This window comes from Nocardioides sp. NPDC092400 (assembly GCF_040684155.1).
Taxonomy (GTDB): Bacteria; Actinomycetota; Actinomycetes; order Propionibacteriales; family Nocardioidaceae; genus Nocardioides.
In genome coordinates, this window is the sequence record NZ_JBFBFJ010000001.1 from 1,318,436 (window position 1) to 1,339,529 (window position 21,094).

At 71.9% G+C, this 21,094-nt stretch carries 20 protein-coding genes, 1 tRNA gene and 1 pseudogene; 14 read left to right on the forward strand and 8 right to left on the reverse strand.

The window, feature by feature from the left end:
• The first annotated feature begins 8 nt into the window (after positions 1-8).
• Positions 9-917 carry a hypothetical protein gene (locus tag AB0N29_RS06530; protein WP_364865091.1) on the forward strand — a complete coding sequence of 303 codons (909 nt, stop codon included), beginning with the start codon at positions 9-11 and terminating at the stop codon, positions 915-917.
• Here AB0N29_RS06530 and AB0N29_RS06535 read toward each other — a convergent pair whose 3' ends face one another.
• Complete coding sequence (locus AB0N29_RS06535; RefSeq protein ID WP_302271375.1) at positions 918-1,109, reverse strand: hypothetical protein; 192 nt, start codon at positions 1,107-1,109, stop codon at positions 918-920.
• Between the two features lie 165 nt (positions 1,110-1,274).
• A tRNA-Leu gene (locus AB0N29_RS06540) sits at positions 1,275-1,360 on the reverse strand.
• 78 nt (positions 1,361-1,438) lie between these two features.
• Here AB0N29_RS06540 and AB0N29_RS06545 point away from each other — a divergent pair.
• A complete protein-coding gene (locus AB0N29_RS06545) occupies positions 1,439-2,779 on the forward strand; it encodes a M20/M25/M40 family metallo-hydrolase (RefSeq protein ID WP_364865094.1) in 1,341 nt (446 codons plus the stop codon).
• 6 nt (positions 2,780-2,785) lie between these two features.
• Here the strand turns inward: AB0N29_RS06545 and AB0N29_RS06550 are convergent, their stop codons facing one another.
• Both AB0N29_RS06550 and AB0N29_RS06555 read right to left on the reverse strand, forming a co-directional pair.
• Positions 2,786-3,004 carry a DUF5703 family protein gene (locus AB0N29_RS06550; RefSeq protein ID WP_302271379.1) on the reverse strand — a complete coding sequence of 73 codons (219 nt, stop codon included), beginning with the start codon at positions 3,002-3,004 and terminating at the stop codon, positions 2,786-2,788.
• A gap of 4 nt (positions 3,005-3,008) precedes the next feature.
• Positions 3,009-3,956, reverse strand: a complete 948-nt coding sequence (locus tag AB0N29_RS06555) for an aldo/keto reductase (protein WP_302271381.1) — start codon at positions 3,954-3,956, stop codon at positions 3,009-3,011.
• Between the two features lie 74 nt (positions 3,957-4,030).
• On the opposite strand from AB0N29_RS06555, the gene AB0N29_RS06560 reads away from it, so the two are divergent.
• Entirely contained in the window at positions 4,031-4,855 is an 825-nt protein-coding gene (locus AB0N29_RS06560; protein WP_302271382.1) for an undecaprenyl-diphosphate phosphatase, read from the forward strand.
• Between the two features lie 177 nt (positions 4,856-5,032).
• On the opposite strand, the gene AB0N29_RS06565 is transcribed toward AB0N29_RS06560, so the two are convergent.
• Both AB0N29_RS06565 and corA read right to left on the reverse strand, forming a co-directional pair.
• Entirely contained in the window at positions 5,033-5,380 is a 348-nt protein-coding gene (locus tag AB0N29_RS06565; protein ID WP_364865098.1) for a hypothetical protein, read from the reverse strand.
• 61 nt (positions 5,381-5,441) lie between these two features.
• A complete protein-coding gene (corA, locus tag AB0N29_RS06570; protein ID WP_302271387.1) occupies positions 5,442-6,422 on the reverse strand; it encodes a magnesium/cobalt transporter CorA in 981 nt (326 codons plus the stop codon).
• Between the two features lie 64 nt (positions 6,423-6,486).
• Between corA and AB0N29_RS06575 the strand changes: the two genes are divergently transcribed.
• From AB0N29_RS06575 to AB0N29_RS06595, 5 genes and pseudogenes are all read left to right on the forward strand, one after another.
• Complete coding sequence (locus AB0N29_RS06575) at positions 6,487-7,230, forward strand: histidine phosphatase family protein (RefSeq protein ID WP_302271389.1); 744 nt, start codon at positions 6,487-6,489, stop codon at positions 7,228-7,230.
• Between the two features lie 10 nt (positions 7,231-7,240).
• Positions 7,241-7,819 (forward strand): DUF3090 domain-containing protein, encoded by a 579-nt coding sequence (locus AB0N29_RS06580; protein WP_364865101.1) that lies wholly within the window; start codon positions 7,241-7,243, stop codon positions 7,817-7,819.
• A complete protein-coding gene (locus AB0N29_RS06585) occupies positions 7,816-8,595 on the forward strand; it encodes an SCO1664 family protein (RefSeq protein ID WP_302271394.1) in 780 nt (259 codons plus the stop codon). Before AB0N29_RS06580 ends, AB0N29_RS06585 begins: the two co-directional genes overlap by 4 nt.
• Positions 8,596-8,619: 24 nt before the next feature.
• Positions 8,620-9,858 carry a cysteine--1-D-myo-inosityl 2-amino-2-deoxy-alpha-D-glucopyranoside ligase gene (gene mshC / locus AB0N29_RS06590; RefSeq protein WP_364865104.1) on the forward strand — a complete coding sequence of 413 codons (1,239 nt, stop codon included), beginning with the start codon at positions 8,620-8,622 and terminating at the stop codon, positions 9,856-9,858.
• 141 nt (positions 9,859-9,999) lie between these two features.
• A pseudogene (locus AB0N29_RS06595) lies at positions 10,000-10,997 on the forward strand (IS481 family transposase).
• Here AB0N29_RS06595 and AB0N29_RS06600 read toward each other — a convergent pair.
• Complete coding sequence (locus tag AB0N29_RS06600) at positions 10,994-11,857, reverse strand: PAC2 family protein (RefSeq protein ID WP_302271399.1); 864 nt, start codon at positions 11,855-11,857, stop codon at positions 10,994-10,996. The pseudogene AB0N29_RS06595 and the gene AB0N29_RS06600 sit on opposite strands and share 4 nt — an antisense overlap.
• Positions 11,858-11,981: 124 nt before the next feature.
• Here AB0N29_RS06600 and metH point away from each other — a divergent pair, with 124 nt between their 5' ends.
• The 5 genes from metH (at position 11,982) to AB0N29_RS06625 (ending at position 18,962) form a co-directional block, all read left to right on the forward strand.
• Positions 11,982-15,719, forward strand: coding sequence for a methionine synthase (metH, locus tag AB0N29_RS06605; protein ID WP_364865106.1), 3,738 nt, complete (start codon positions 11,982-11,984; stop codon positions 15,717-15,719).
• Positions 15,719-16,423 (forward strand): HAD family phosphatase, encoded by a 705-nt coding sequence (locus AB0N29_RS06610; protein WP_364865108.1) that lies wholly within the window; start codon positions 15,719-15,721, stop codon positions 16,421-16,423. The genes metH and AB0N29_RS06610 overlap by 1 nt, the downstream gene beginning before the upstream one ends.
• Positions 16,424-16,517: 94 nt before the next feature.
• Entirely contained in the window at positions 16,518-16,961 is a 444-nt protein-coding gene (locus AB0N29_RS06615) for a hypothetical protein (protein WP_364865110.1), read from the forward strand.
• Between the two features lie 64 nt (positions 16,962-17,025).
• Positions 17,026-18,339 carry a sensor histidine kinase gene (locus AB0N29_RS06620; protein WP_364865112.1) on the forward strand — a complete coding sequence of 438 codons (1,314 nt, stop codon included), beginning with the start codon at positions 17,026-17,028 and terminating at the stop codon, positions 18,337-18,339.
• On the forward strand, positions 18,336-18,962 hold the full coding sequence (locus AB0N29_RS06625; RefSeq protein WP_302271409.1) for a response regulator transcription factor: 627 nt from the start codon (positions 18,336-18,338) through the stop codon (positions 18,960-18,962). The genes AB0N29_RS06620 and AB0N29_RS06625 overlap by 4 nt, the downstream gene beginning before the upstream one ends.
• Before the next feature lie 3 nt (positions 18,963-18,965).
• Here AB0N29_RS06625 and AB0N29_RS06630 read toward each other — a convergent pair whose 3' ends face one another.
• Positions 18,966-19,850 carry a PD-(D/E)XK nuclease family protein gene (locus AB0N29_RS06630; protein ID WP_364865116.1) on the reverse strand — a complete coding sequence of 295 codons (885 nt, stop codon included), beginning with the start codon at positions 19,848-19,850 and terminating at the stop codon, positions 18,966-18,968.
• A 72-nt stretch (positions 19,851-19,922) separates the two neighbouring features.
• Between AB0N29_RS06630 and AB0N29_RS06635 the strand changes: the two genes are divergently transcribed.
• On the forward strand, positions 19,923-21,092 hold the full coding sequence (locus tag AB0N29_RS06635) for a site-2 protease family protein (protein ID WP_364865119.1): 1,170 nt from the start codon (positions 19,923-19,925) through the stop codon (positions 21,090-21,092).
• The last annotated feature ends 2 nt before the right edge of the window (positions 21,093-21,094 follow it).

Below are 21,094 nucleotides of genomic sequence, written 5' to 3' on the forward strand. Positions count from 1 at the left end.
GTCGCAGCATGCGTGCACCGCTCCACCAGGCCCTCCGCGGCCTCGCCGTGTCCTCGACCCTGTGCCTGTGCGTCGGGCTGACCGCGTGCGGGGGTGGCAGCGGAGAAGGTTCGACGACGACGGGCGGGTCCACGACCGGTGCTACCGCGGAGCCGACGACGCAGCCGACCGAGGCGGACCACGAGGCGGCGCACGAGCAGGTCGTGGCGCTCCGCGAGGCCTACGTCGCGGCCGAGGAGGCGGGCGGTGCCTACCAGCGCGCCGTCACCGAGGTGCTGGAGAAGGACCCGTCGGCCGCACCCGACGACCCGTCGCTCGCCGACCGGCGCACGGAGCTCGAGACCGCCCAGCGGGAACGGGACGACGCCCTCGAGGCGATCGGTGAGGAGCGTGCGCTCGCCGAGCCGGACGTGCGCGCGGCGTACGACGCGCTGGTCGAGGCCCACGGGGGCTACCGCGACTTCACCGACGCCTTCTACCTCGACTTCCCGCTGATGAAGAAGTCCTTCAGCGCCTGCACGGACGCCTTCGAGCTCGAGGAGGACCCGGACACCTCCAGCATCCGCGCCGTCGCCCAGGCGTGGCTGCGCCAGCACACTGCGGCGGTCACGGACTGCCGGCCGGTCCTGGCGCAGCTGCGGGAGTCGGACAACGACTGGTTCTCCCGGTACGCCGCCGGCCTGGCCGACGTGCTGGAGCGTCGCGAGCGTGCGATGACCCGGGCTCGCGATGCCGAGATCAGCCCCGACGCGGCCGTCCGGGCGCTCAAGGCGGCCAACGCCGACTTCAAGGTCCTCGGGAGCACGAACACCGACTACTCCGGCGAGATGGGACGCCGCGGCGCGAGCGAGGAGTACGACGCGCTGCACGCCGCCCTCGACGAGCAGCTGGGCGGCCACGGCACCGCGGAGGAGTGATCACCACTCGGCCGCGTCGCGGCGTCGGCGCACGAACGCCTCACCGACATCGACGAGGCCGATGATCCCCAGGACGGTCCCGAGCGGTCGTCCCCGGAACCACAGGACCTCGGTCTCGGGGTAGCCCAGCGCCAGCACGGCGCCGGCTCCCACCAGGCAGAGACCGATGACCAGCTGCGTCGCGAAGCTCATGCCCTGACCCTGCCCGGGGTCCCGGTCCCTGCGCATCGGCGGATGGGAGGGGAGCAGCCCGACGAAAGTCGTCCACCGAGCCCGCCCATCGGACGAGTTCGTCGACCCGCCGGACGCGAAGAGCCCCTGACCCGCGTCTCCGCTGGTCAGGGGCTCTTCGATCGGTGTCCGAGGGGGGACTTGAACCCCCACGCCCTAATACGGGCACTAGCACCTCAAGCTAGCGCGTCTGCCAATTCCGCCACCCGGACGAGTGCGGAGAAACCGTACTACAGAGATGTCGTACCGACGGAATCGGGGCGCGTGCGCACCGGTGTCATGCTGAGGCCATGCCGAACGACGACCGCTCCGACGCTCCGCAGACCGCCCACGACCCGGCCGCAGAGGTGGTCGAGCTCTGCCGTGACCTGATCCGGATCGACACCTCGAACTACGGCGACCAGGACGGCCCGGGGGAGCGGAAGGCGGCCGAGCACGTCGCGACGCTGCTCGACGAGGTCGGCATCGAGTCCCGCATGATCGAGTCCGAGCCGGGCCGTACGTCGGTCATCGCGCGGTGGGGCGGCGCGGGCGCCGGCGGCAGGGACGACGGGCTCCTGCTCCACGGCCACCTCGACGTCGTGCCGGCCGCGGCCGAGGACTGGCAGGTGGACCCGTTCTCCGGCGAGGTCCAGGACGGCTACGTCTGGGGGCGCGGTGCGGTCGACATGAAGGACTTCGACGCGATGCTGCTCTCCGTCGTCCGCGCCCGGCAGCGGGCCGGCCGGGTCCCCGAGCGCCCGATCGTCCTGTGCTTCACCGCCGACGAGGAGGCGGGCGGCCACAAGGGCGCCCAGGTCATCGTCGACGAGCACGCCGAGGAGCTGGAGGGCGTCACGGAGGCGGTCGGCGAGGTCGGCGGGTTCTCCGCGACCGTGCGCGGCCGGCGCGTCTACCTCATCGAGGCCGCCGAGAAGGGCATGGCCTGGATGAAGCTGACCGCCCGCGGCCGAGCCGGGCACGGCTCGATGATCAACACCGACAACGCCGTCACGCGGCTCAGCGCCGCCGTGGCACGCATCGGCGCCCACCAGTGGCCCGTGCGCCTGACCCCGACCATGGAGGTGCTCCTGGCGACGGTCGCGGACCTCGCCGGCACCGAGGCCACGCCGGAGAACGCTCCCGCCCTCATCGAGGAGTTCGGGGGAGCGGCCCGCATGCTCGGCGCGGTGATCACCAACACGACCAACCCGACGATGCTGTCGGCCGGCTACAAGGTCAACGTCATCCCCACCGAGGCCACCGCGTACGTCGACGGCCGGTTCCTCCCCGGCTTCGAGGACGAGTTCTTCGCGACGCTGGCCGAGCTGACCGGGGAGGGTGTCGAGATCGAGCACGTCTCCCACCAGCAGCCCTGGGAGACGCCGTACGAGGGGCACCTCGTCGACGCCATGACCCGCTCGATCCTCGCCGAGGACGAGGACGCCGTCGTCGCGCCGTACCTGATGAGCGGTGGCACCGACGCCAAGCACTTCCGCAGGCTCGGGATGCGCTCCTACGGCTTCGCGCCGCTGCGCCTGCCGGCGGACCTCGACTTCACCGCGCTCTTCCACGGCGTCGACGAGCGGGTGCCGGTCGACGCGCTGGAGTTCGGCGCGCGCGTCTTCGACCGCTTCCTCGACGACGTCTGAGCGCCCTCAGGCGGTGCGGACCGCCCGGATGATCTTGCGGCGCAAGATCACCCGGCGGGTGCCGTCGGGGGTGATCCGGACCCGGTCGAGCTCCCAGCCGCCGTGCTCGGCGCGCTCGACCAGCAGCTTGGTGACGACGTTGCGGGGGAACTCGCGGGAGAACGTGATCTTGTCGAACTCCCACTCGACCCCGCGGTTCAGCGGCAGACGGTGGACCCGGGACATGCGTTCATTCTCCGGACACGTCGTCGAGAGCGTCGACGATCTCGGCTGGCAGGACGAGCTCCTCGACGCCCAGGGCGCCCCGGAGCTGGGCCGCGGTGCGGGCACCGACAATGGGCGAGGTGACGCCCGGCTGGTCGCGCACCCAGACCAGCGCCACCTCGAGCGGCGTCCAGCCCAGGCCGTCGGCGGCGCGGGCCACGGCCTCGACGATGCCGGCGGAGCGCTCGTTGAGGTAGGTGCCGACGAAGCCGGCGAAGTGGGAGGACGCCGCACGGGAGTCCGAGGGGGTCCCGGAGCGGTACTTGCCGGTCAGCACGCCCCGGCCGAGCGGCGACCAGGGCAGCACGCCCACGCCGAGCGCCTCGCAGGCGGGGAGGACCTCCTGCTCGATGCCGCGGTTGAGCAGGGAGTACTCGACCTGGGTCGAGGCCAGCACCGCCCGCCCCGGGACGGCGCGCTGCCAGGTGGCGGCCTGGGCGGTCTGCCAGCCGGTGTAGTTCGAGACCCCGACGTAGGACACCCGGCCCGAGGTGACCGCGATGTCCAGGGCGGAAAGGGTCTCCTCGAGCGGGGTCTCGTCGGACCAGAGGTGGACCTGCCACAGGTCGACGTGGTCGACGCCGAGCCGCTCGAGCGAGGCGTCGAGGGTGGTGAGCAGGTGGCCGCGGGAGGTGTTGTACTCCCGGCCACCGCGGCGCGAGCCGATGCCGGCCTTGGTCGCCAGCACGACGTCCTCGCGGGCGACCACGTCACCGAGGAGGGAGCCGATCAGCTCCTCCGAGGCGCCGCCGCCGTACCCGGCCGCGGTGTCGAGGAGAGTGCCGCCCGCCTCGGCGAACGCGACCAGCTGGTCGCGCGCCTCGTGCTCGTCGGTGTCGCGACCCCACGTCATCGTGCCCAGGCCCAGGCGCGAGACCTTCAAGCCGGTGGCACCCAGAGACCTGTGCTGCATGCCGACAAGGTAGTGGGCGACGCCCCGGGCGGCGTGCCCGGCTCGCGGTACCGGTGTCCGTAGGATCCTCGCCCGTGTGGGACTTCCTCCAGGCCGTCGTGCTGGGCACGATCCAAGGACTCACCGAGTTCCTACCGATCTCGAGCAGCGCGCACCTGCGGATCTTCCCCGAGCTCTTCGGCTGGGGTGACCCGGGCGCGGCGTTCACCGCGGTGATCCAGATCGGCACCGAGCTCGCGGTCCTCCTCTACTTCCGCCACGACATCTGGCGGATCGCCTCGGCGTGGCTGCGGTCCCTGGTCCGGCCCGAGCACCGCGGCACGCTCGACGCCCGGATGGGCTGGTTCATCATCGTCGGCTCGTTGCCGATCGTGCTGCTCGGCGTGGCCCTCAAGGACGTGATCGAGTCCGACTTCCGGAGCCTGTGGATCATCGGCACCACGCTGATCGTCCTGGGCCTGGTGCTCGGCGTCGCGGACCGCGTCGGGTCCTCGGACAAGACGATCAGGCAGATGACGCTGCGCGACGCCGTGCTGATGGGGCTGGCGCAGGCCTGCGCCCTCGTGCCCGGGGTGAGCCGCTCCGGCGCGACGCTGTCGATGGGCCGGATCCTCGGCTACGACCGGGAGGCGGCCACCCGCTACGCCTTCCTGCTCGCCATCCCGGCCGTCGTCGGCGCCGGGCTCTTCGAGCTCAAGGAGATCCCGCACGGCGACAACACCTACGGCTGGGGTCCGACGATCACCGCGACGGTGGTCTCGTTCATCGTCGGGTACGCCGCGATCGCCTGGCTGCTGCGCTACGTCTCGACCCGCTCCTACGCGCCGTTCGTGATCTACCGCGTCGGGCTGGGCGCGCTCGTGCTGGTGCTCGTCGGCACCGGCGTGCTCGCCGCCTGAGGCCGCGGGCCGGCGGACGTCGGGGTCTGACCGGGCGCGCAGATCTCATCGGCCGGCCGACGAACCTGTCGCTCGGCCGATGAAGCTTCAGCGGCCAACCGTGAGTTCCAGCGGCCAGCCGATGAAATGTCCGCCGCGGGCGGTCGCGACGAGGACGGCGACAACGTCGACGTCGGTCTAGCCGCAGTCCCCGCCACCGCCGCCACCGCCGCAGTCGCTGCCGCCGGCGAACCCACCGCCGACGGCGGCGCCCCCGGCGCCGCCGACCTGTCGTCGGGAAGCCTCCGGCACCCGCCAGCGGCCGGACTGGCCGGGCAGCCGCGGGGTGGCCGTGACGAGGAACAGGGCCGCGATGCCGACGGCGGCGAGCCCGCCGAGCAGCACCACGGCGACGCTGGCGGCGTTGTCGCGCTGGAGGGCCAGCGCGAGGCAGGCGCCCAGGACGAGGGCCGAGGCCCCGCCGAAGGCGGCCCACGTCGCGCGGGACCGGGCGGTGGTGGGGCTGGCGCTGCGACGGTCGTCCATGACCCGAGTGTGCGGCAGGAAACGCTGCGTGAACAGTGCCTGCAGGCCGTCGTTCCCGGGACTAGAGCCAGCCGGAGCGCTTGAAGAAGATCCACAGGACGGTCGAGGAGCCGACCATGAGGGCGAGCGCGAAGGCGTAGCCGAAGGTCCAGTGCAGCTCGGGCATGTGGTCGAAGTTCATCCCGTAGATGCCGGCGATGAGGGTCGGGACGACGACGAGGGCGGCCCCGGCCGAGATCTTGCGCATGTCGTCGTTCTGCTGCACCGAGATCCGGGCCAGGTGCGCGTCGAACGCCGACGACAGCAGGGTCTCGAGGCCGTCGACGACCTCGCCCACCTGGCCGAGGTGGTCCAGGACGTCGCGGAAGAACGGGCCCGCCTCCGGTGCGACGCCCTCGACCTCACCGGCGGCGAGGCGGCGCATCGGCTCGCGCAGCGGCTGCACCGCGCGGCGCACCTCGGCGATCTCCCGCTTGAGCGTGTAGATCCGGACCGAGTCGTTGGTGCGGGTGGGGGAGAAGACCGACTCCTCGACCTCGTCGACGTCCTGCTGGAGCTCCTCGGCCACGACGCGGTAGGCGTCCACGACCGTGTCGCACACGGCGTACACCACCGCGGACGGGCCGTGGTCGAGCACCGCTTGCCGCGCCTCGAGGTCGTGCCGAGCGGTCGCCAGCTCAGCGCCGCTGCCGTGTCGGACGCTGACGACGAAGTCGCGCCCGATGAAGAGGTTGATCTCGCCGGTCTCCACGGCGTCGTCGACGTCGACGTACCAGAGCGTCTTGAGGACGAGGAAGAGGCTGTCGTCGTACCGCTCCAGCTTGGGCCGCTGGTGCGCCTTGACGGCGTCCTCCACCGCGAGAGGGTGCAGGTCGAACGCCGCGGCGACGTCGGCCAGCTGCTCCTGGCTGGGCTCGTGCAGGCCCAGCCACACGAAGTCGCCCTCGGAGCGGACCTCGGCGCGCAGCTTCGCGTAGTCGTGCGGCGCGCAGTCGACGGGGACGCGCGAGCCGTGGCGGTACAGCGCGCTGTCGACGATCACGCCGGAACCGTAACGCGTGGCGGCCCGCGGGCCGGCGAGCGGCGGACCAGTACTGTTCGGCGCCATGGCCACTGTCATCCTCGTCCGCCACGGTCGGACGACCGCCAACGCCAGCGGGATGCTGGCCGGCCGGATGCCCGGGGTGAAGCTCGACGCGACCGGCCAGCAGCAGGCCGCCCGCGCCGGCGAGCGGATGAAGGACCTGCCGGTGCACGCCATCGTCAGCAGCCCGCTCGAGCGGTGCCGGCAGACGGCCAAGGCGATCATGCAGGCCCAGGCGCCGCCGTTGACGCTGGTGACCGAGAAGGGCATCACCGAGTGCGACTACGGCGAGTGGCAGGGCCGGCAGCTGCGGGACCTGGCCAAGGAGAAGCTCTGGTCGACCGTGCAGTCCCAGCCCTCCGCGGCCGAGTTCCCCGGGGGTGAGTCCCTCGCGTCGATGCAGGCCCGCGCCGTCGCCGCCGTACGCCGCCACGACGCCGCGGTCGAGGCCGCCCACGGCGCCGGCGCGGTGTGGGTGGCGGTGAGCCACGGCGACATCATCAAGTCGGTCCTGGCCGACGCCCTCGGCATGCACCTGGACCTCTTCCAGCGGATCAACATCGACCCGGCGTCGATCTCGATCGTGCGCTACACCGCCTCGCGGCCCTACGTCCTGGCGACGAACACCCACGCCGGCGACCTGTCGTGGCTCGCCCAGAAGCCGGCCCGCCGCCCGCGCTCGGGCAAGCGGGCGGCCGACGTCGCGACCGCGGCCGCCGACGACGCGGTGGTCGGCGGCGGCGCGGGTCCTTCTGCGGCCTCATAGGGTGGACGGCATGGCACCACTCGTCCACGGGTTCGACCCGCCGGAGCGCTTCGTCACCGGCACCGTCGGTCCCCCCGGTTCCCGCACCTTCTTCCTCCAGGCCCGCAGCGGCGCCAAGCTGGTCAGCGTCGCGCTGGAGAAGCAGCAGGTCGCCGCCCTCGCCGAGCGGGTCGACGAGCTGCTCGACGACGTGATGAGCAGCGAGCGCACCTCCGCGACGGTCCCGGCCGTCGCACCCCTCGACCTGGAGGACACCGACCCGCTCGAGCAGCCGATCGAGGAGGAGTTCCGCGCCGGCACGATGACGCTGTCGTGGGACCCCGACGACGAGCGCGTCGTCATCGAGGTCTTCCCGATCGACGAGACGGCCGTCGTCTCCCCCGAGCAGGTCGACGAGGACTTCGAGGAGCCCGAGCCCGACGAGGTCCTGCTGGTGCGGATCCCCGCCGGTGCCGCCCGCGCCTTCGTCAAGCGCAGCGAGCAGGTCCTCGAGGCCGGTCGGCCGTCCTGCCCGTTCTGCGGGCTGCCGATCGACCCCGACGGTCACCTGTGCGTCCGGGCCAACGGGTTCCGCCGCCGGGACCCGTGAGCCACACCGAGCCGCCCGCCGTCGACCTGCTGTCCGACGAGCTGGTCCTCCACGGGCGGATCATGCCGGCCAGCAACGCGACGTTCCTCGGCGAGGTCGGCGACGTGAAGGTGGTCTACAAGCCGATCTCCGGCGAGCGCCCGCTGTGGGACTTCCCGTACGGCGACCTGGCCTCCCGCGAGGTGGCGGCGTACCTCGTCTCCGAGGCGACCGGCTGGGACGTCGTGCCGCAGACCTGGCTGCGCGAGGGGCCGCACGGCCGGGGGATGGTCCAGCGCTGGCAGGAGCCGGACCCCGAGCAGGCGGCGGTCGAGATCGTGGCGCACGGCGAGGTGCCGCCCGGCTTCCTGCACGTCTTCGACGGCGTCGACGGCCGGGACCTCCCGGTCAGCCTCGTCCACGAGGACTCGACCGCGCTGCGGCGGATGGCGGTCTTCGACGTCGTGGTCAACAACGCCGACCGCAAGGGCGGCCACGTGCTGGAGATGACCAGCGGCCACCGGTACGGCGTGGACCACGGCATCACGTTCCACCACGAGCACAAGCTGCGCACCGTCCTGTGGGGGTGGCTCGGCGAGCCGCTGCGCGACGAGGACGTCGAGGTGGTCCAGCGGGTCCGCGGCGCCCTCGCCGGCTCCCTCGGCGAGGCCCTCTCGACGCTGCTGACCGACCTCGAGATCGACGCGCTCGACCGGCGGTGCGCCCGCCTGCTCGCCCGCGGCGTGATGCCCGCGCCGCACGGGGAGATGCCGGCCATCCCGTGGCCGCCGTTCTGACCGGGTGTCGTTAGGCTGCGAGCCATGCGTGCCTGGCCGTCCCCGGAAGTCCCCACCCTGCCCGTGAGGGGCCCCGAGGTGTCGGTGCACGACACCGCCACCGGTGCTCTCGTGACCACCACGCCCGAGGGCCCGGCCCGGATGTACGTCTGCGGCATCACGCCGTACGACGCGACGCACCTGGGCCACGCCGCGACGTACGTCGGCTTCGACCTGCTCAACCGCGCCTGGCGCAACGCGGGCCACGAGGTCCGCTACGTCCAGAACGTCACCGACGTCGACGACCCGCTGCTCGAGCGCGCCACCAAGGTGGGCACGGACTGGACCGAGCTGGCCGAGCGGGAGACCGAGCTCTTCCGCCAGGACATGACCGCGCTGCGCGTGCTGGCCCCGGACGAGTACATCGGTGCCGTCGAGTCGATCCCGCTCGTCCTCGACCTCGTCGAGCGGCTGCAGGCCGCGGGCGCGGTCTACCGCGTCGAGGACGACCTCTACATGTCGGTGACCGCGGACCCCGCCTTCGGGCAGGAGTCCGGCTGGGACTGCGAGACGATGCTGCGGGTCTACCCCGAGCGCGGCGGCGACGTGGACCGCCCGGGCAAGAAGGACCCGCTCGACTGCGTCGTGTGGCGCGGTGAGCGCGAGGGGGAGCCGTCGTGGCCGAGCCAGTTCGGCCCGGGCCGGCCGGGATGGCACGTCGAGTGCACCGCGATCGCACTGGAGCACCTCGGCGGCGCGTTCGACGTGCAGGGCGGCGGCAGCGACCTCGTCTTCCCCCACCACGAGATGTGCGCCGGCCACGCGCAGGTCGTCGACCCCGGCACGCCGTTCGCCCAGACCTACGTGCACGCCGGGATGGTGGCCTACGACGGGGAGAAGATGTCGAAGTCCCGGGGCAACCTGGTCTTCGTCTCCGCGCTCCGCAACAGCGACGTCGACCCCATGGCGATCCGGCTCGCGCTCCTGCGCCACCACTACCGCGCCGACTGGGAGTGGACCGACGCGGAGCTGTGGGACGCCGTCGACACCCTCGCCGACTGGCGCCGGGCGCTGGCCCTGGGCGCCGGGGCGCCGGCCGCGCCGGTCGTCGCCGAGGTGCTCGAGGCACTGGCGGCCGACCTCGACGCGCCCCGCGCCGTCGCGGCGGTCGACAGCTGGGTCCGCGCGACGCTCGGCACCGGTGGACTAGCCGACACCAGCGACACGGACGCCGGCATCGCGATGATCGGCGTCCTCGACGCCGCGCTCGGCCTGTCCCTCTGAACCGGGGGACCAGCCGGGGGACTAGCTGTGATGTCCAGGGACGTTGTCCAAGTCGGCATCGGTGAGCCTGTCTGACAGACGAAGGCCTCCGGTTGTGAAGTGGAGCTGTCTAGTTCACCGCTTCACTGACCGGAGGCCCTCGTGTCCCACGCTAACGCTGCTCTGACCCCGCGCGCCCGTCTACGTCTCGCCCAGCTAATCGTCGAGGGCGGGTGGACCTACGCCGCAGCAGCCAAGATGTTCATGGTCGCTCCGCGCACCGCGAAGAAGTGGGCTGATCGCTACCGCGTTGAAGGGCCCAACGGCATGGTCGATCGCAGTTCCCGTCCGCACGCCAGCCCCACCAAGACCCCGCCCGAGGTCGTGCGCCGGATAGTGCAACTGCGCTGGCGGCACCGACTCGGACCTGTCCAGATCGCCGGCCGGCTTGGACTACAGGCCTCGACCGTGCACGCCGGTTGGTGCGGTGCCGGATCAATCGCCTGTCCCACATCGACCGCGTCACCGGCGAACCGCTGCGGCGCTACGAGCACCCCCACCCGGGCTCGCTGATCCACGTCGACGTCACCAAGTTCGGCAACATCCCCGACGGCGGCGGACACAAGTTCCTCAGCCGTCAGCAGAGCAAAGCCAACGCCGTGGCTACGGCTCAACGCACGGGCGAGCGCGGGAAGGAATCTCGACCCCTGATCGGCACAGCGTTCGTGCACACCGTCATCGACGACCACTCCCGCCTGGCCTACGCCGAGATCTGCACTGATGAGAAGGCCCCTACCGCGGTCGGCGTCCTGCACCGTGCGGTGGCGTGGTTTGCCGAGCACGGCGTCACCGTCGAGCGGGTGCTGTCCGACAACGGCAGCTGCTATCGCTCATTCGCCTGGCGTGACGCCTGCGGCGAGCTAGGCATCACCCACAAACGGACCCGGCCCTACAGACCCCAGACGAACGGCAAGATCGAGCGCTTCCACCGCACGTTGGCCGACGGCTGGGCCTACGCCAGGCACTACGACTCAACCGACCAGCGCAACTCCACGCTGCCCGCATGGCTGCATTTCTACAATCACCACCGCGCCCACTCCGCGATCGGAGGCCGGCCACCGATCACCCGACTGACCAACCTGCCCGGACATCACAACTAGCCGGCGCCGCCGCCCGACTCGTCGCCGCGGCGCTTGAGGTACCGCTCGAACTCCCGGGCGATCGCCTCGCCGGAGGCCTCGGGCAGGTCGGTGGTGTCGCGGGTCTCCTCGAGCGCCCGGACGTAGTCGGCGACGTCCTCGTCCTCCTCGGCGAGCTCGTCGACGCCGCGCTCCCAGGCCCGGGCGTCCTCGGGGAGGTCGCCCAGCGGGATGGAGACCTCGAGCAGGTCCTCGAGCTGGCCGATCAGCGCGAGCGTCGCCTTGGGGCAGGGCGGCTGCGCGACGTAGTGGGGGACCGCCGCCCAGTACGACACCGCCGGGATGTCGAGGCGCACGCAGGCGTCCTGGAAGACGCCGACGATGCCGGTCGGGCCCTCGTAGGTGGACTGCTCGAGCTTGAGCCGGTCGACCAGCTCGAGCTCGGTCGCCGTGCCGGTCACGGGGATCGGCCGGGTGTGCGGGGTGTCGGCGAGGAGGGCGCCGAGGGTGACGACCAGCTCGCCGCCGAGCTCGTCGCAGGCGGCGAGCAGCTCGGCGCAGAACTGCCGCCAGCGCATGTTGGGCTCGATGCCGCGCACCAGGATGACGTCGCGGTCGAGGTCCGGGGGAGAGGCCACCGCGATCCGGGTGGTGGGCCAGGTGATCCGGCGGTGCCCCAGCTCGTCGGTGCCGACGACGGGACGGTTGACCTGGAAGTCGTAGAACTCCTCGGGGTCCAGCGCGCCGACGATGCGGGCGTTCCAGACGTCGATGAGGTGGTCGACCACCGACGAGGCGGCGTCCGCGGCGTCGTTCCAGCCCTCGAAGGCGGCGATGACCACGGGGTCCACCAGGTCGGGCAGGTCGTCGATCTCGATCACCGCACCAGCGTAGTCAGGCGTCGCGATTTCGCCGGGTCCGACGCCCGGTGTCACGATCTGGGCACACTGTCCAGCACTCGGACGCTCTTCCTACGCTGGAGCCACCCGTTCGGAAGGAGCTGGCGTGCCGCAGCCCGCAACGCCGTCCCACCGCCCCGACGCCACCGAGGCGCTCACCGCTACGTTGCGCGACCGGGTGATGGTGATCGACGGTGCCATGGGCACGGCCATCCAGCGCGACCGCCCCGACGAGGCCGGCTACCGCGGCGAGCGGTTCGCCGACTGGCCCAGCGACGTGGTCGGCAACAACGACCTGCTCACGCTGACCCAGCCGCACATCATCGAGGACATCCACCGCGAGTACCTCGAGGCCGGCGCGGACATCATCGAGACCAACACGTTCAACGCGAACGCCGTCTCCCTGGCCGACTACGGCATGGAGGAGCTGGCCTACGAGCTCAACCTCGAGGCGGCCCGCCTGGCGCGGAGCGCGTGCGACGCGGTCGCCACCCCCGAGCGCCCCCGGTACGTCGCCGGCGCGCTCGGCCCCACGACCCGCACCGCCTCCATCTCCCCGGACGTCAACGACCCGGCCGCCCGCAACGTGTCCTACGACCAGCTCGTCGCGGCGTACCTCACCTCGGCGCAGGGCCTGGTCGACGGCGGCGCCGACCTGCTGATCGTCGAGACCATCTTCGACACCCTGAACGCCAAGGCGGCGATCTTCGCGGTCGAGACGCTCTTCGAGCAGCTGGACCGGCGGTGGCCGGTGATCATCTCCGGGACCATCACCGACGCCTCCGGTCGCACGCTGTCGGGGCAGACCACCGAGGCGTTCTGGAACTCCGTGCGGCACGCCCGCCCGATCGCCGTCGGCCTCAACTGCGCGCTCGGCGCCAAGGAGATGCGCCCCTACATCGCCGAGCTCAGCCGGATCGCGGACACCTTCGTCAGCTGCTACCCCAACGCCGGCCTGCCCAACGCGTTCGGCGAGTACGACGAGGCCGCCGAGGAGACCGCCGCGGTCGTCCGTGAGTTCGCCGACGCGGGCTTCGTGAACCTGGTCGGCGGCTGCTGCGGCACCACGCCCGCCCACATCGGCGCGATCGCCCGCGCGGTGGCCGGCGAGACGCCCCGCGAGGTGCCGAGCATCCCCTCGGCGATGCGGCTCTCCGGCCTCGAGCCGTTCACCATCGACGACCGCTCGCTCTTCGTCAACGTCGGCGAGCGCACCAACATCACCGGCTCGGCGCGGTTCCGCAACCTGATCAAGGACGGCGACTACGACACCGCCCTGTCGGTGGCCGCCCAGCAGGTCGAGAACGGCGCGCAGGTCATCGACGTCAACATGGACGAGGGGATGATCGACGGGGTCGCGGCCATGGACCGCTTCCTCAAGCTCGTCGCCAGCGAGCCCGACATCAGCCGGGTCCCGGTGATGGTCGACTCCTCGAAGTTCGAGGTGATCGAGGCCGGCCTGAAGAACGTCCAGGGCAAGGCGATCGTCAACTCGATCTCGATGAAGGAGGGCGAGGAGTCCTTCCGCGCCCACGCCCGCCTGTGCCGCAAGTACGGCGCGGCCGCGGTGGTCATGGCCTTCGACGAGGACGGCCAGGCCGACAACCTCGAGCGGCGCAAGGCGATCTGCGAGCGGGCCTACCGGATCCTCGTCGACGAGGTCGGCTTCCCGGCCGAGGACATCATCTTCGACCCGAACGTCTTCGCCGTCGCGACGGGCATCGAGGAGCACGCGTCGTACGGTCTGGACTTCATCGAGGCGACCCGCTGGATCAAGGAGAACCTCCCCGGCGCGAAGGTGTCCGGCGGCATCTCGAACGTCAGCTTCTCCTTCCGGGGCAACAACCCCGTCCGCGAGGCCATCCACGCGGTCTTCCTGTTCCACGCGATCGCCGCGGGCCTCGACATGGGCATCGTCAACGCCGGCGCCCTCGTGGTCTACGACCAGGTCGAGCCCGAGCTGCGCGAGCGGATCGAGGACGTCGTCCTCAACCGCCGCCCCGACGCCGCCGAGCGGCTCCTCGAGATCGCCGAGGCGCACAACCGCAAGGGCGAGCAGGTCGAGGCGGAGGCCGAGGAGTGGCGCTCGCTGCCCGTCGGGGAGCGGATCACCCACGCGCTGGTCAAGGGCATCGACGCCCACGTGGAGTCCGACACCGAGGAGCTGCGCCAGGAGATCGCCGCCCGCGGCGGCCGCCCGATCGAGGTGATCGAGGGCCCGCTGATGTCCGGCATGGACGTCGTCGGCGACCTCTTCGGCTCCGGCAAGATGTTCCTGCCGCAGGTGGTGAAGTCCGCGCGCGTGATGAAGAAGGCGGTCGCCTACCTCATCCCGTTCATCGAGCAGGAGAAGCTGGACAACCCCGAGCTCGCGACCGCGAAGGACACCAACGGCACGATCGTCATGGCCACGGTCAAGGGCGACGTCCACGACATCGGCAAGAACATCGTCGGCGTGGTGCTGCAGTGCAACAACTTCGAGGTCATCGACCTCGGTGTGATGGTGCCGGCGCAGAAGATCCTCGACACCGCCGCCGAGGTCGGCGCGGACGTCATCGGCCTGTCCGGCCTGATCACGCCCTCGCTCGACGAGATGGTCACGATGGCGACCGAGATGCAGCGCCTCGGCCTGGAGATCCCGCTGCTCATCGGTGGCGCCACCACCTCGCGCGCGCACACCGCCGTCAAGGTCGACCCCCGATACGACGGGCCGGTCGTGTGGGTCAAGGACGCCTCGCGCTCCGTGCCGACCGTCGCCTCGCTCCTGCACGCCGAGCGCCGCGTCAAGCTCCTCTCGGACCTGCAGGAGGACTACGACGCGCTGCGCGCTCGGCACGCGACCAAGCAGGACCGTCCCCAGCTGACCTACGCCGACGCCCGCGCCCGGGCGACGCCGATCGACTGGGAGGGCTACGTGCCGCCGGCGCCCGAGCAGCCGGGCGTGCACGTGCTGGACGACTACGACATCGGTGAGCTGCGCGAGTACATCGACTGGCAGCCGTTCTTCAACGCCTGGGAGATGAAGGGGAAGTTCCCCGACATCCTCAACAACCCCACGACGGGCGAGGCCGCGCGCAAGCTGTACGACGACGCCCAGGCCATGCTCGACCGGATCATCGCCGAGCGCTGGCTCACGGCGCGCGCGGTCTACGGCTTCTTCCCCGCCAACGCCGAGGACGACGACGTCGTCGTGTGGGCCGACGACGAGCGCCGGGAGCGCCGGACCGTCCTGCACCAGCTGCGCCAGCAGGGGCAGCACCGCGAGGGCGTGCCGAACCGCTCGCTCGCCGACTACGTCGCTCCCGCCGCGAGCGGGCTCGCCGACCACGTCGGGGCCTTCGCGGTGACCGCCGGCATCGGGCTGCCCGAGAAGGTGCAGCAGTTCAAGGACGACCTCGACGACTACAACGCGATCATGGTCGAGGCGCTCGCCGACCGCCTGGCCGAGGCGTTCGCCGAGCGGCTGCACCAGCGCGTCCGCACCGAGCTGTGGGGCCACGAGCCGACCGAGTCGCTCTCCAACGAGGACCTCATCGCCGAGCGGTACGCCGGCATCCGGCCCGCGCCGGGGTACCCCGCGTGCCCGGACCACACCGAGAAGCAGACGATCTGGGAGCTGCTCGACGTGGAGGCCAGCACCGGGATCCAGCTCACCGAGTCGATGGCGATGTGGCCGGGCGCCTCGGTGTCGGGGATCTACTACAGCCACCCGCAGTCGCAGTACTTCGTCGTCGGCCGGCTCGGTCGCGACCAGGTGGCGGCGTACGCCGAGCGCAAGGGGTGGACCCTCGCCGAGGCGGAGCGCTGGCTCTCCCCGAACCTCGGCTACGACCCGGAGGACTGATGGCCGCCACCCCGATGGACGCCCCCGCGGCGGTGCTGTGGGACATGGACGGCACGCTGGTCGACACCGAGCCGTACTGGATCGAGACCGAGTTCGCGCTCGCGGAGCGGTTCGGCGGCACCTGGTCCGAGGCGCACGCCCTCTCGCTGGTCGGCAACGACCTGATGGTCTCGGCGCGCTTCATCCGTGACCACATGCCGCTCGACCTCCCGCCCGAGCAGATCGTCGACCTGCTCCTCGACGGCGTGGTGGAGCGGGTGCGCCGCAGCGTGCCCTGGTGCGCCGGCGCCCGCGAGCAGCTGCTCGCGCTGGCGGCGGCCGGCGTGCCGTGCGCGCTGGTGACGATGTCCTGGACCCGGTTCGTCGCGCCGATCCTCGACCAGCTGCCCGAGGGGACGTTCGCGACCGTGGTGACCGGCGACCACGTGACGCACGGCAAGCCGCACCCGGAGCCGTACCTCACGGCCGCGGAGCGGCTCGGCGTCGACCCCACCGCCTGCCTGGCGGTCGAGGACTCCGCGACCGGGGCGTCCTCCGCGGAGGCGGCCGGCTGCCAGGTGCTGGTGGTGCCCAACCACGTCGAGGTCCCGCCGGGGGAGCGTCGGGTGTTCGCCCCCTCGCTCGCGGGGCTGGACCTCGCGGAGGTGTGGGCAGGGGCCCGCGCGGGGAACCGGGCCACCACCCGCCGTGCCGTCGGGTCCTAGTACCACCGGACAATGGCGGGATACCCCCGCCCACCGACAGGATCGTGCTCGCTCGGAGGACCTGGTCCTCCTAGTACCACCAGGAGAGGTCCACATGTTCGTCCGACGTAGTCCCGCCATCGTGCTCGGCCTGGTGTTGAGCGCAGCGGCCCTTGCTCCCGCTCCGGCGTTGGCAAGTGATGGCGGGGCTACGAAGGGCGTGAAGACCCCTGGTGCACCCGTCGTCGCCAAGGGTGACCCTGTTCTCGTGATCAAGGACTGCGAGGGCAGCAGCACTGCCAAGATCCGCGCCACCGTGATGAGCAACGGTGAGCTCGAGGTGGTCGGCGTCGTCTGGAGCGACGATGAAGACGTCTGGGAGTGGAAGTTCAAGCACAACGGCGACTTCTCGTACATGGGCGAGGTGAAGGCCAAGGACGCTGACCGCTCCCTTCGGGTGGTGCGGTTGATGGCCGACCTCGCCGGCGAGGACGATGTCTTCTTCCGCGCCCAGAACTCGCGCACCGGCGAGGTCTGCAAGCTCTCGAAGAAGGTCTAACCGGCGCTTCGTCCGTATCCTTGCCGCCGCGCCGTCAGCCGGCGCGACGACGGAAGGGAACGGCGTGCGGCTCCTGCGCAGCCCGGTCGTGCAGTTCATGCTGCTCGCCGTGGTGACGATGACGGTGATCGTCGTCGCCACGAACGCCATCTCCGAGGACGTCGCAGAGGCGGAAGCAGTCGCGGAAGCTCGCAACACCACCGAGGTCCTTGCCCAGGCGGTGGTGCGTCCGCAGCTGCAGGAGGTCGACGCTCGCCTGCTCGAACGGCTCCTCGAACGGAAGCCAGGTGCTGCCGACCGGTTCGCACTCCTGGCGAAGCGGACGCTGCGCCGGGTCGTCCGGGTCGACAACCCGAAGGCCGTGCGCATCAACCTCTGGTTGACCGACGGTTACCTGCTCTACACCAATCGCTCGAACCTCGGTGGCGGCATCTACCCCCTCAGCGCCGAGCAGCGCAGCGTCCTGCGAACCGGCGGTACGGGCTACGAGCGCGCCGCCGACGATGACCCGGCCGTGTCCGCGCTCGACAAGAGGGAGCGCCTGGTCCGGGTCTTCACGCCGATGACCGTGGACGACGACGTACTGCTGCTCGAGGTGTACTACTCCCTCGACCGCATCGAGCAACGTCGCGAGGAGATCTTGGGCCCGTTCCGCTGGATCACCATCGCCTCGTTGGCCGGCCTGCTCCTGATCGTCACGCCGATCCTCTGGCTGCTGACCCGCCGCCTGACCCGGGCCGGCGAGGACCGCGAGCGCCTGCTCACCTCCGCCGTCGACGCCTCGGACGCCGAGCGTCGCCGGATCGCCCGCGACCTCCACGACGGCGTGGTCCAGGACATCGCCGGCACGACGTTCTCGCTGACCGCCGTGGCGCGCGACGCCGACGTGCCCGCACACGCCCGCCGGACGCTCGCCACCGCCGGCGACTCGCTGCGAGACAGCCTGCGGGCGCTGCGGTCGCTGCTGGCCGAGATCCATCCGCCGGACCTGCACGCGGCCGGCCTCGAGCCGGCGCTCAACGACCTCATCGCCCCCGCGGCGACCGCGGGCATCCAGGCCTCGGTGAGCGTCGACGGGGTCGATGGCGCCTCCGACGCCGCCGTCGCGCTCGTCTGGCGGGTCGCGCAGGAGGCGGTCCGCAACGCCATCCGGCACTCCCGCGCGACGACCATCGCGGTGACGGTGGGGTCCCCGGACGGGAAGCTGCAGCTGGAGGTCGTCGACGACGGGGTCGGCTTCGACCCGGCGGTGTCGGACCCCGACCGCTACGGTCTCAAGGGCCTGCGCAGCCTGGTCAAGGACATCGGCGGCGAGATCGAGGTGCTCTCCGCACCCGGCGAGGGCACGACGGTACGGATGGAGGTCGCCCAGCAGTGAGCAGCTCAACGATCCGCGTCGTCCTCGTCGACGACCACGCGGTGATCCGCGCCGGCCTCGCCCAGCTGCTCGCCGGGACCCCCGACATCGAGGTGGTCGGCCAGGCCGAGAACGGCGAGCAGGCGCTCGACGTCGTCCGCGCGCTGGTCCCCGACGTCGTCCTGATGGACCTGCAGATGCCGGGCGTCGACGGCGTCACGGCCACCCGCAACATCAAGGGTGCGGGCCTGCCCTCCGACGTGCTGGTCCTGACCTCGTACAGCGACACCGAGCGGATCGTGGGGGCGCTCGACGCCGGGGCGGTGGGCTACCTCCTCAAGGACGCCGACCCCGACGACGTCCTCGCCGGCATCCGGGCGGTCAGCCGAGGGGAGTCCCCGATCCACCCGCGTGCCGCCCGCACGCTGCTCGGCGCCCGGTCCGGGGCGCCGCAGGTGCAGCTCACCGCCCGTGAGACCGAGGTGCTCGGCCTGGTCCGCGAGGGCCTGGCCAACAAGCAGATCGCCCGGCGCCTCGACATCACCGAGCGCACCGTCAAGGCCCACCTGACCTCCGCCTTCGCGCGCATCGGCGTGGCCGACCGCACACAGGCGGCCCTGTGGGCCGAGCGCAACCTCGTCTGACTCCTAGGCCGGGTCGGCGGGCGCCTCTCCGACCGCGTCGGGCCGTGGCAGCGGCGGGGGAGTGCCCCCGAACTCCGGGCACAGGGACTGGTGCCGGCACCAGTCGCACAACCGGCTGCGCCGCGGCCGCCAGTCGCCGGTCTCCTCCGCGGAGCGGATCGCGCGCCAGATGGCCTCGACCTTCCGCTCGGTGGCGAGCAGCTCGGCCTCGTCGGGGCGGTAGCGCAGGATCTCCCCGTTGCCGAGGTAGACCAGCTGCAGCACCGCGGGGACGGTGCCGCGGGTGCGCCAAAGCACGAGCGCGTAGAACTTCATCTGGAACAGCGCCTTGGCCTCGAAGCCGGCGGCCGGCGCGCGGCCGGTCTTGTAGTCGACGATCCGGATCGACCCGTCGGGCGCGACGTCGACCCGGTCCACGAACCCGCGCAGCAGCAGCCGCGAGTCGAGCAGGCTCTCGACGTACACCTCGCGCTCGGCCGGCTCCAGCCGCTGGGGGTCCTCGAGGGTGAAGTACCGGTCCAGGACCGTCGCGCACGAGGCGAGCCAGGCGGCCACCTCGGGACCTTCCTCGCCGAACAGCTCGGCCATGGCCGGCTCGTCCTCGCGCAACTGCTCCCAGGCCGGCACCAGCATGTCGCGCGCCTGCTCGGGGGTCCGCTGCACGGCGGGCAGGTCGAAGAGGTCCTCGAGCACTTTGTGCACCACGGTGCCGCGGACCTGCTGCTCCGACGGCGGCTCCGGGAGCCGGTCGATCGTCCGGAACCGGTAGAGCAGCGGGCAGGTCAGGAAGTCCCCGGCGCGGCTCGGCGAGAGCGCACCGAGGACCTCCACGCCGTCCACGGGCGTCGAGACCCGCTCGGCGGGTGACACGGCCTGCTGCACGCTCATGGGGAGGACCCTAGGTGAGGGCATCGACGGTCCAGCGCACCCCGGCCGGGGAGCCCCCGATACCCTGGCGACGTGGCCGACCCCGAACCTCCCGGCGACGGCCGGGCGACCACCCGCAGGACGACGAGCCGCGCTCCGGGGACGTTGCGGCTCGGGACCATCGCGGGGGCCGACGTCCTGGTGTCGTCCTCCTGGTTCGTCGTCGCGGCGCTGATCGCCGTGGTGACCGCTCCACGCGTCGAGCAGGTCGAGCCCGGCCTCGGACCGCTCGCCTACGTCGCCGGCTTCGCCTTCGCGGTGGTGCTCTACCTGTCCGTCCTGCTGCACGAGGCCTCGCACGCCGTCATGGCGAAGCGGTACGGCTTCCCGATCAGCTCGATCACCCTGCACTTCCTGGGTGGCATGACGCAGATCGAGGCGGAGGCGACCAAGCCCCGCCAGGAGTTCGCGATCGCGGTCGTCGGTCCGCTGACGTCGATCGCGGTCGGGATCGCCGCCCTCGGACTGTGGTTCGTGGTGCCCGGCGGGCTGCTCGGGCTCGCGGTCGAGGGCCTCGCGTTCGCCAACCTCCTGGTCGGCGTGCTCAACCTGGTCCCCGGCCTCCCGCTGGACGGGGGCCGGGTCCTCAAGGCCGCCGTCTGGGGCGCGACCCACGACGCGCACCGCGGCACGATCGCCGCCGGCTGGGGCGGGCGGGTGACCGCCGTCCTCGTGCTCCTGTGGCCGTGGGCGCTCGAGCCGCTGTTCGGGGAGCCGCCGCGCCCGCTGGACTTCGTCCTGGCCTTCGTCGTCGCGCTCTTCCTCTGGTCCGGCGCGACCGCCGCCATCGCCTCGGCGCGGATGCGGCGTCGGCTGCCCCGGCTGGTCGCGCGGGACCTGGCGAGGCGCGCCCTCGCGGTGCCGGCCGAGCTGCCCCTCGCCGAGGCGGTGCGCCGCGCGCAGGACGCCCGGGCGGGCAGCATCGTCACCGTGACCTCGGCGGGCAGTCCCGTCGGGCTGGTCAACGAGGCCGCGCTGCTGGCGACCCCCGAGGACCGTCGGCCGTGGGTCGCGACCTCGACGGTGGCCCGCACGCTCGAGGACGGCCTGCGGCTGCCCGCGTCCCTGTCCGGGGAGGAGCTGGTGCGGGCGATCAGCCGGACGCCGGCCGCGGAGTACCTCCTGGTCGAGCCGGACGGGGCGGTGTTCGGCGTGCTCTCCACCGCCGACGTCGATCGCGCGTTCCGGGAGACCCCCCACTAGGG

Coding starts and splice junctions, on each gene's coding strand:
- AB0N29_RS06530 (WP_364865091.1), top strand. CDS start 9: ATGCGTGCACCGCTCCACCAGGCCCTCCGCGGCCTCGCCGTGTCCTCG.
- AB0N29_RS06535 (WP_302271375.1), bottom strand. CDS start 1,109: ATGAGCTTCGCGACGCAGCTGGTCATCGGTCTCTGCCTGGTGGGAGCC.
- AB0N29_RS06545 (WP_364865094.1), top strand. CDS start 1,439: ATGCCGAACGACGACCGCTCCGACGCTCCGCAGACCGCCCACGACCCG.
- AB0N29_RS06550 (WP_302271379.1), bottom strand. CDS start 3,004: ATGTCCCGGGTCCACCGTCTGCCGCTGAACCGCGGGGTCGAGTGGGAG.
- AB0N29_RS06555 (WP_302271381.1), bottom strand. CDS start 3,956: ATGCAGCACAGGTCTCTGGGTGCCACCGGCTTGAAGGTCTCGCGCCTG.
- AB0N29_RS06565 (WP_364865098.1), bottom strand. CDS start 5,380: ATGGACGACCGTCGCAGCGCCAGCCCCACCACCGCCCGGTCCCGCGCG.
- AB0N29_RS06575 (WP_302271389.1), top strand. CDS start 6,487: ATGGCCACTGTCATCCTCGTCCGCCACGGTCGGACGACCGCCAACGCC.
- AB0N29_RS06580 (WP_364865101.1), top strand. CDS start 7,241: ATGGCACCACTCGTCCACGGGTTCGACCCGCCGGAGCGCTTCGTCACC.
- mshC (WP_364865104.1), top strand. CDS start 8,620: ATGCGTGCCTGGCCGTCCCCGGAAGTCCCCACCCTGCCCGTGAGGGGC.
- AB0N29_RS06610 (WP_364865108.1), top strand. CDS start 15,719: ATGGCCGCCACCCCGATGGACGCCCCCGCGGCGGTGCTGTGGGACATG.
- AB0N29_RS06615 (WP_364865110.1), top strand. CDS start 16,518: ATGTTCGTCCGACGTAGTCCCGCCATCGTGCTCGGCCTGGTGTTGAGC.
- AB0N29_RS06630 (WP_364865116.1), bottom strand. CDS start 19,850: ATGAGCGTGCAGCAGGCCGTGTCACCCGCCGAGCGGGTCTCGACGCCC.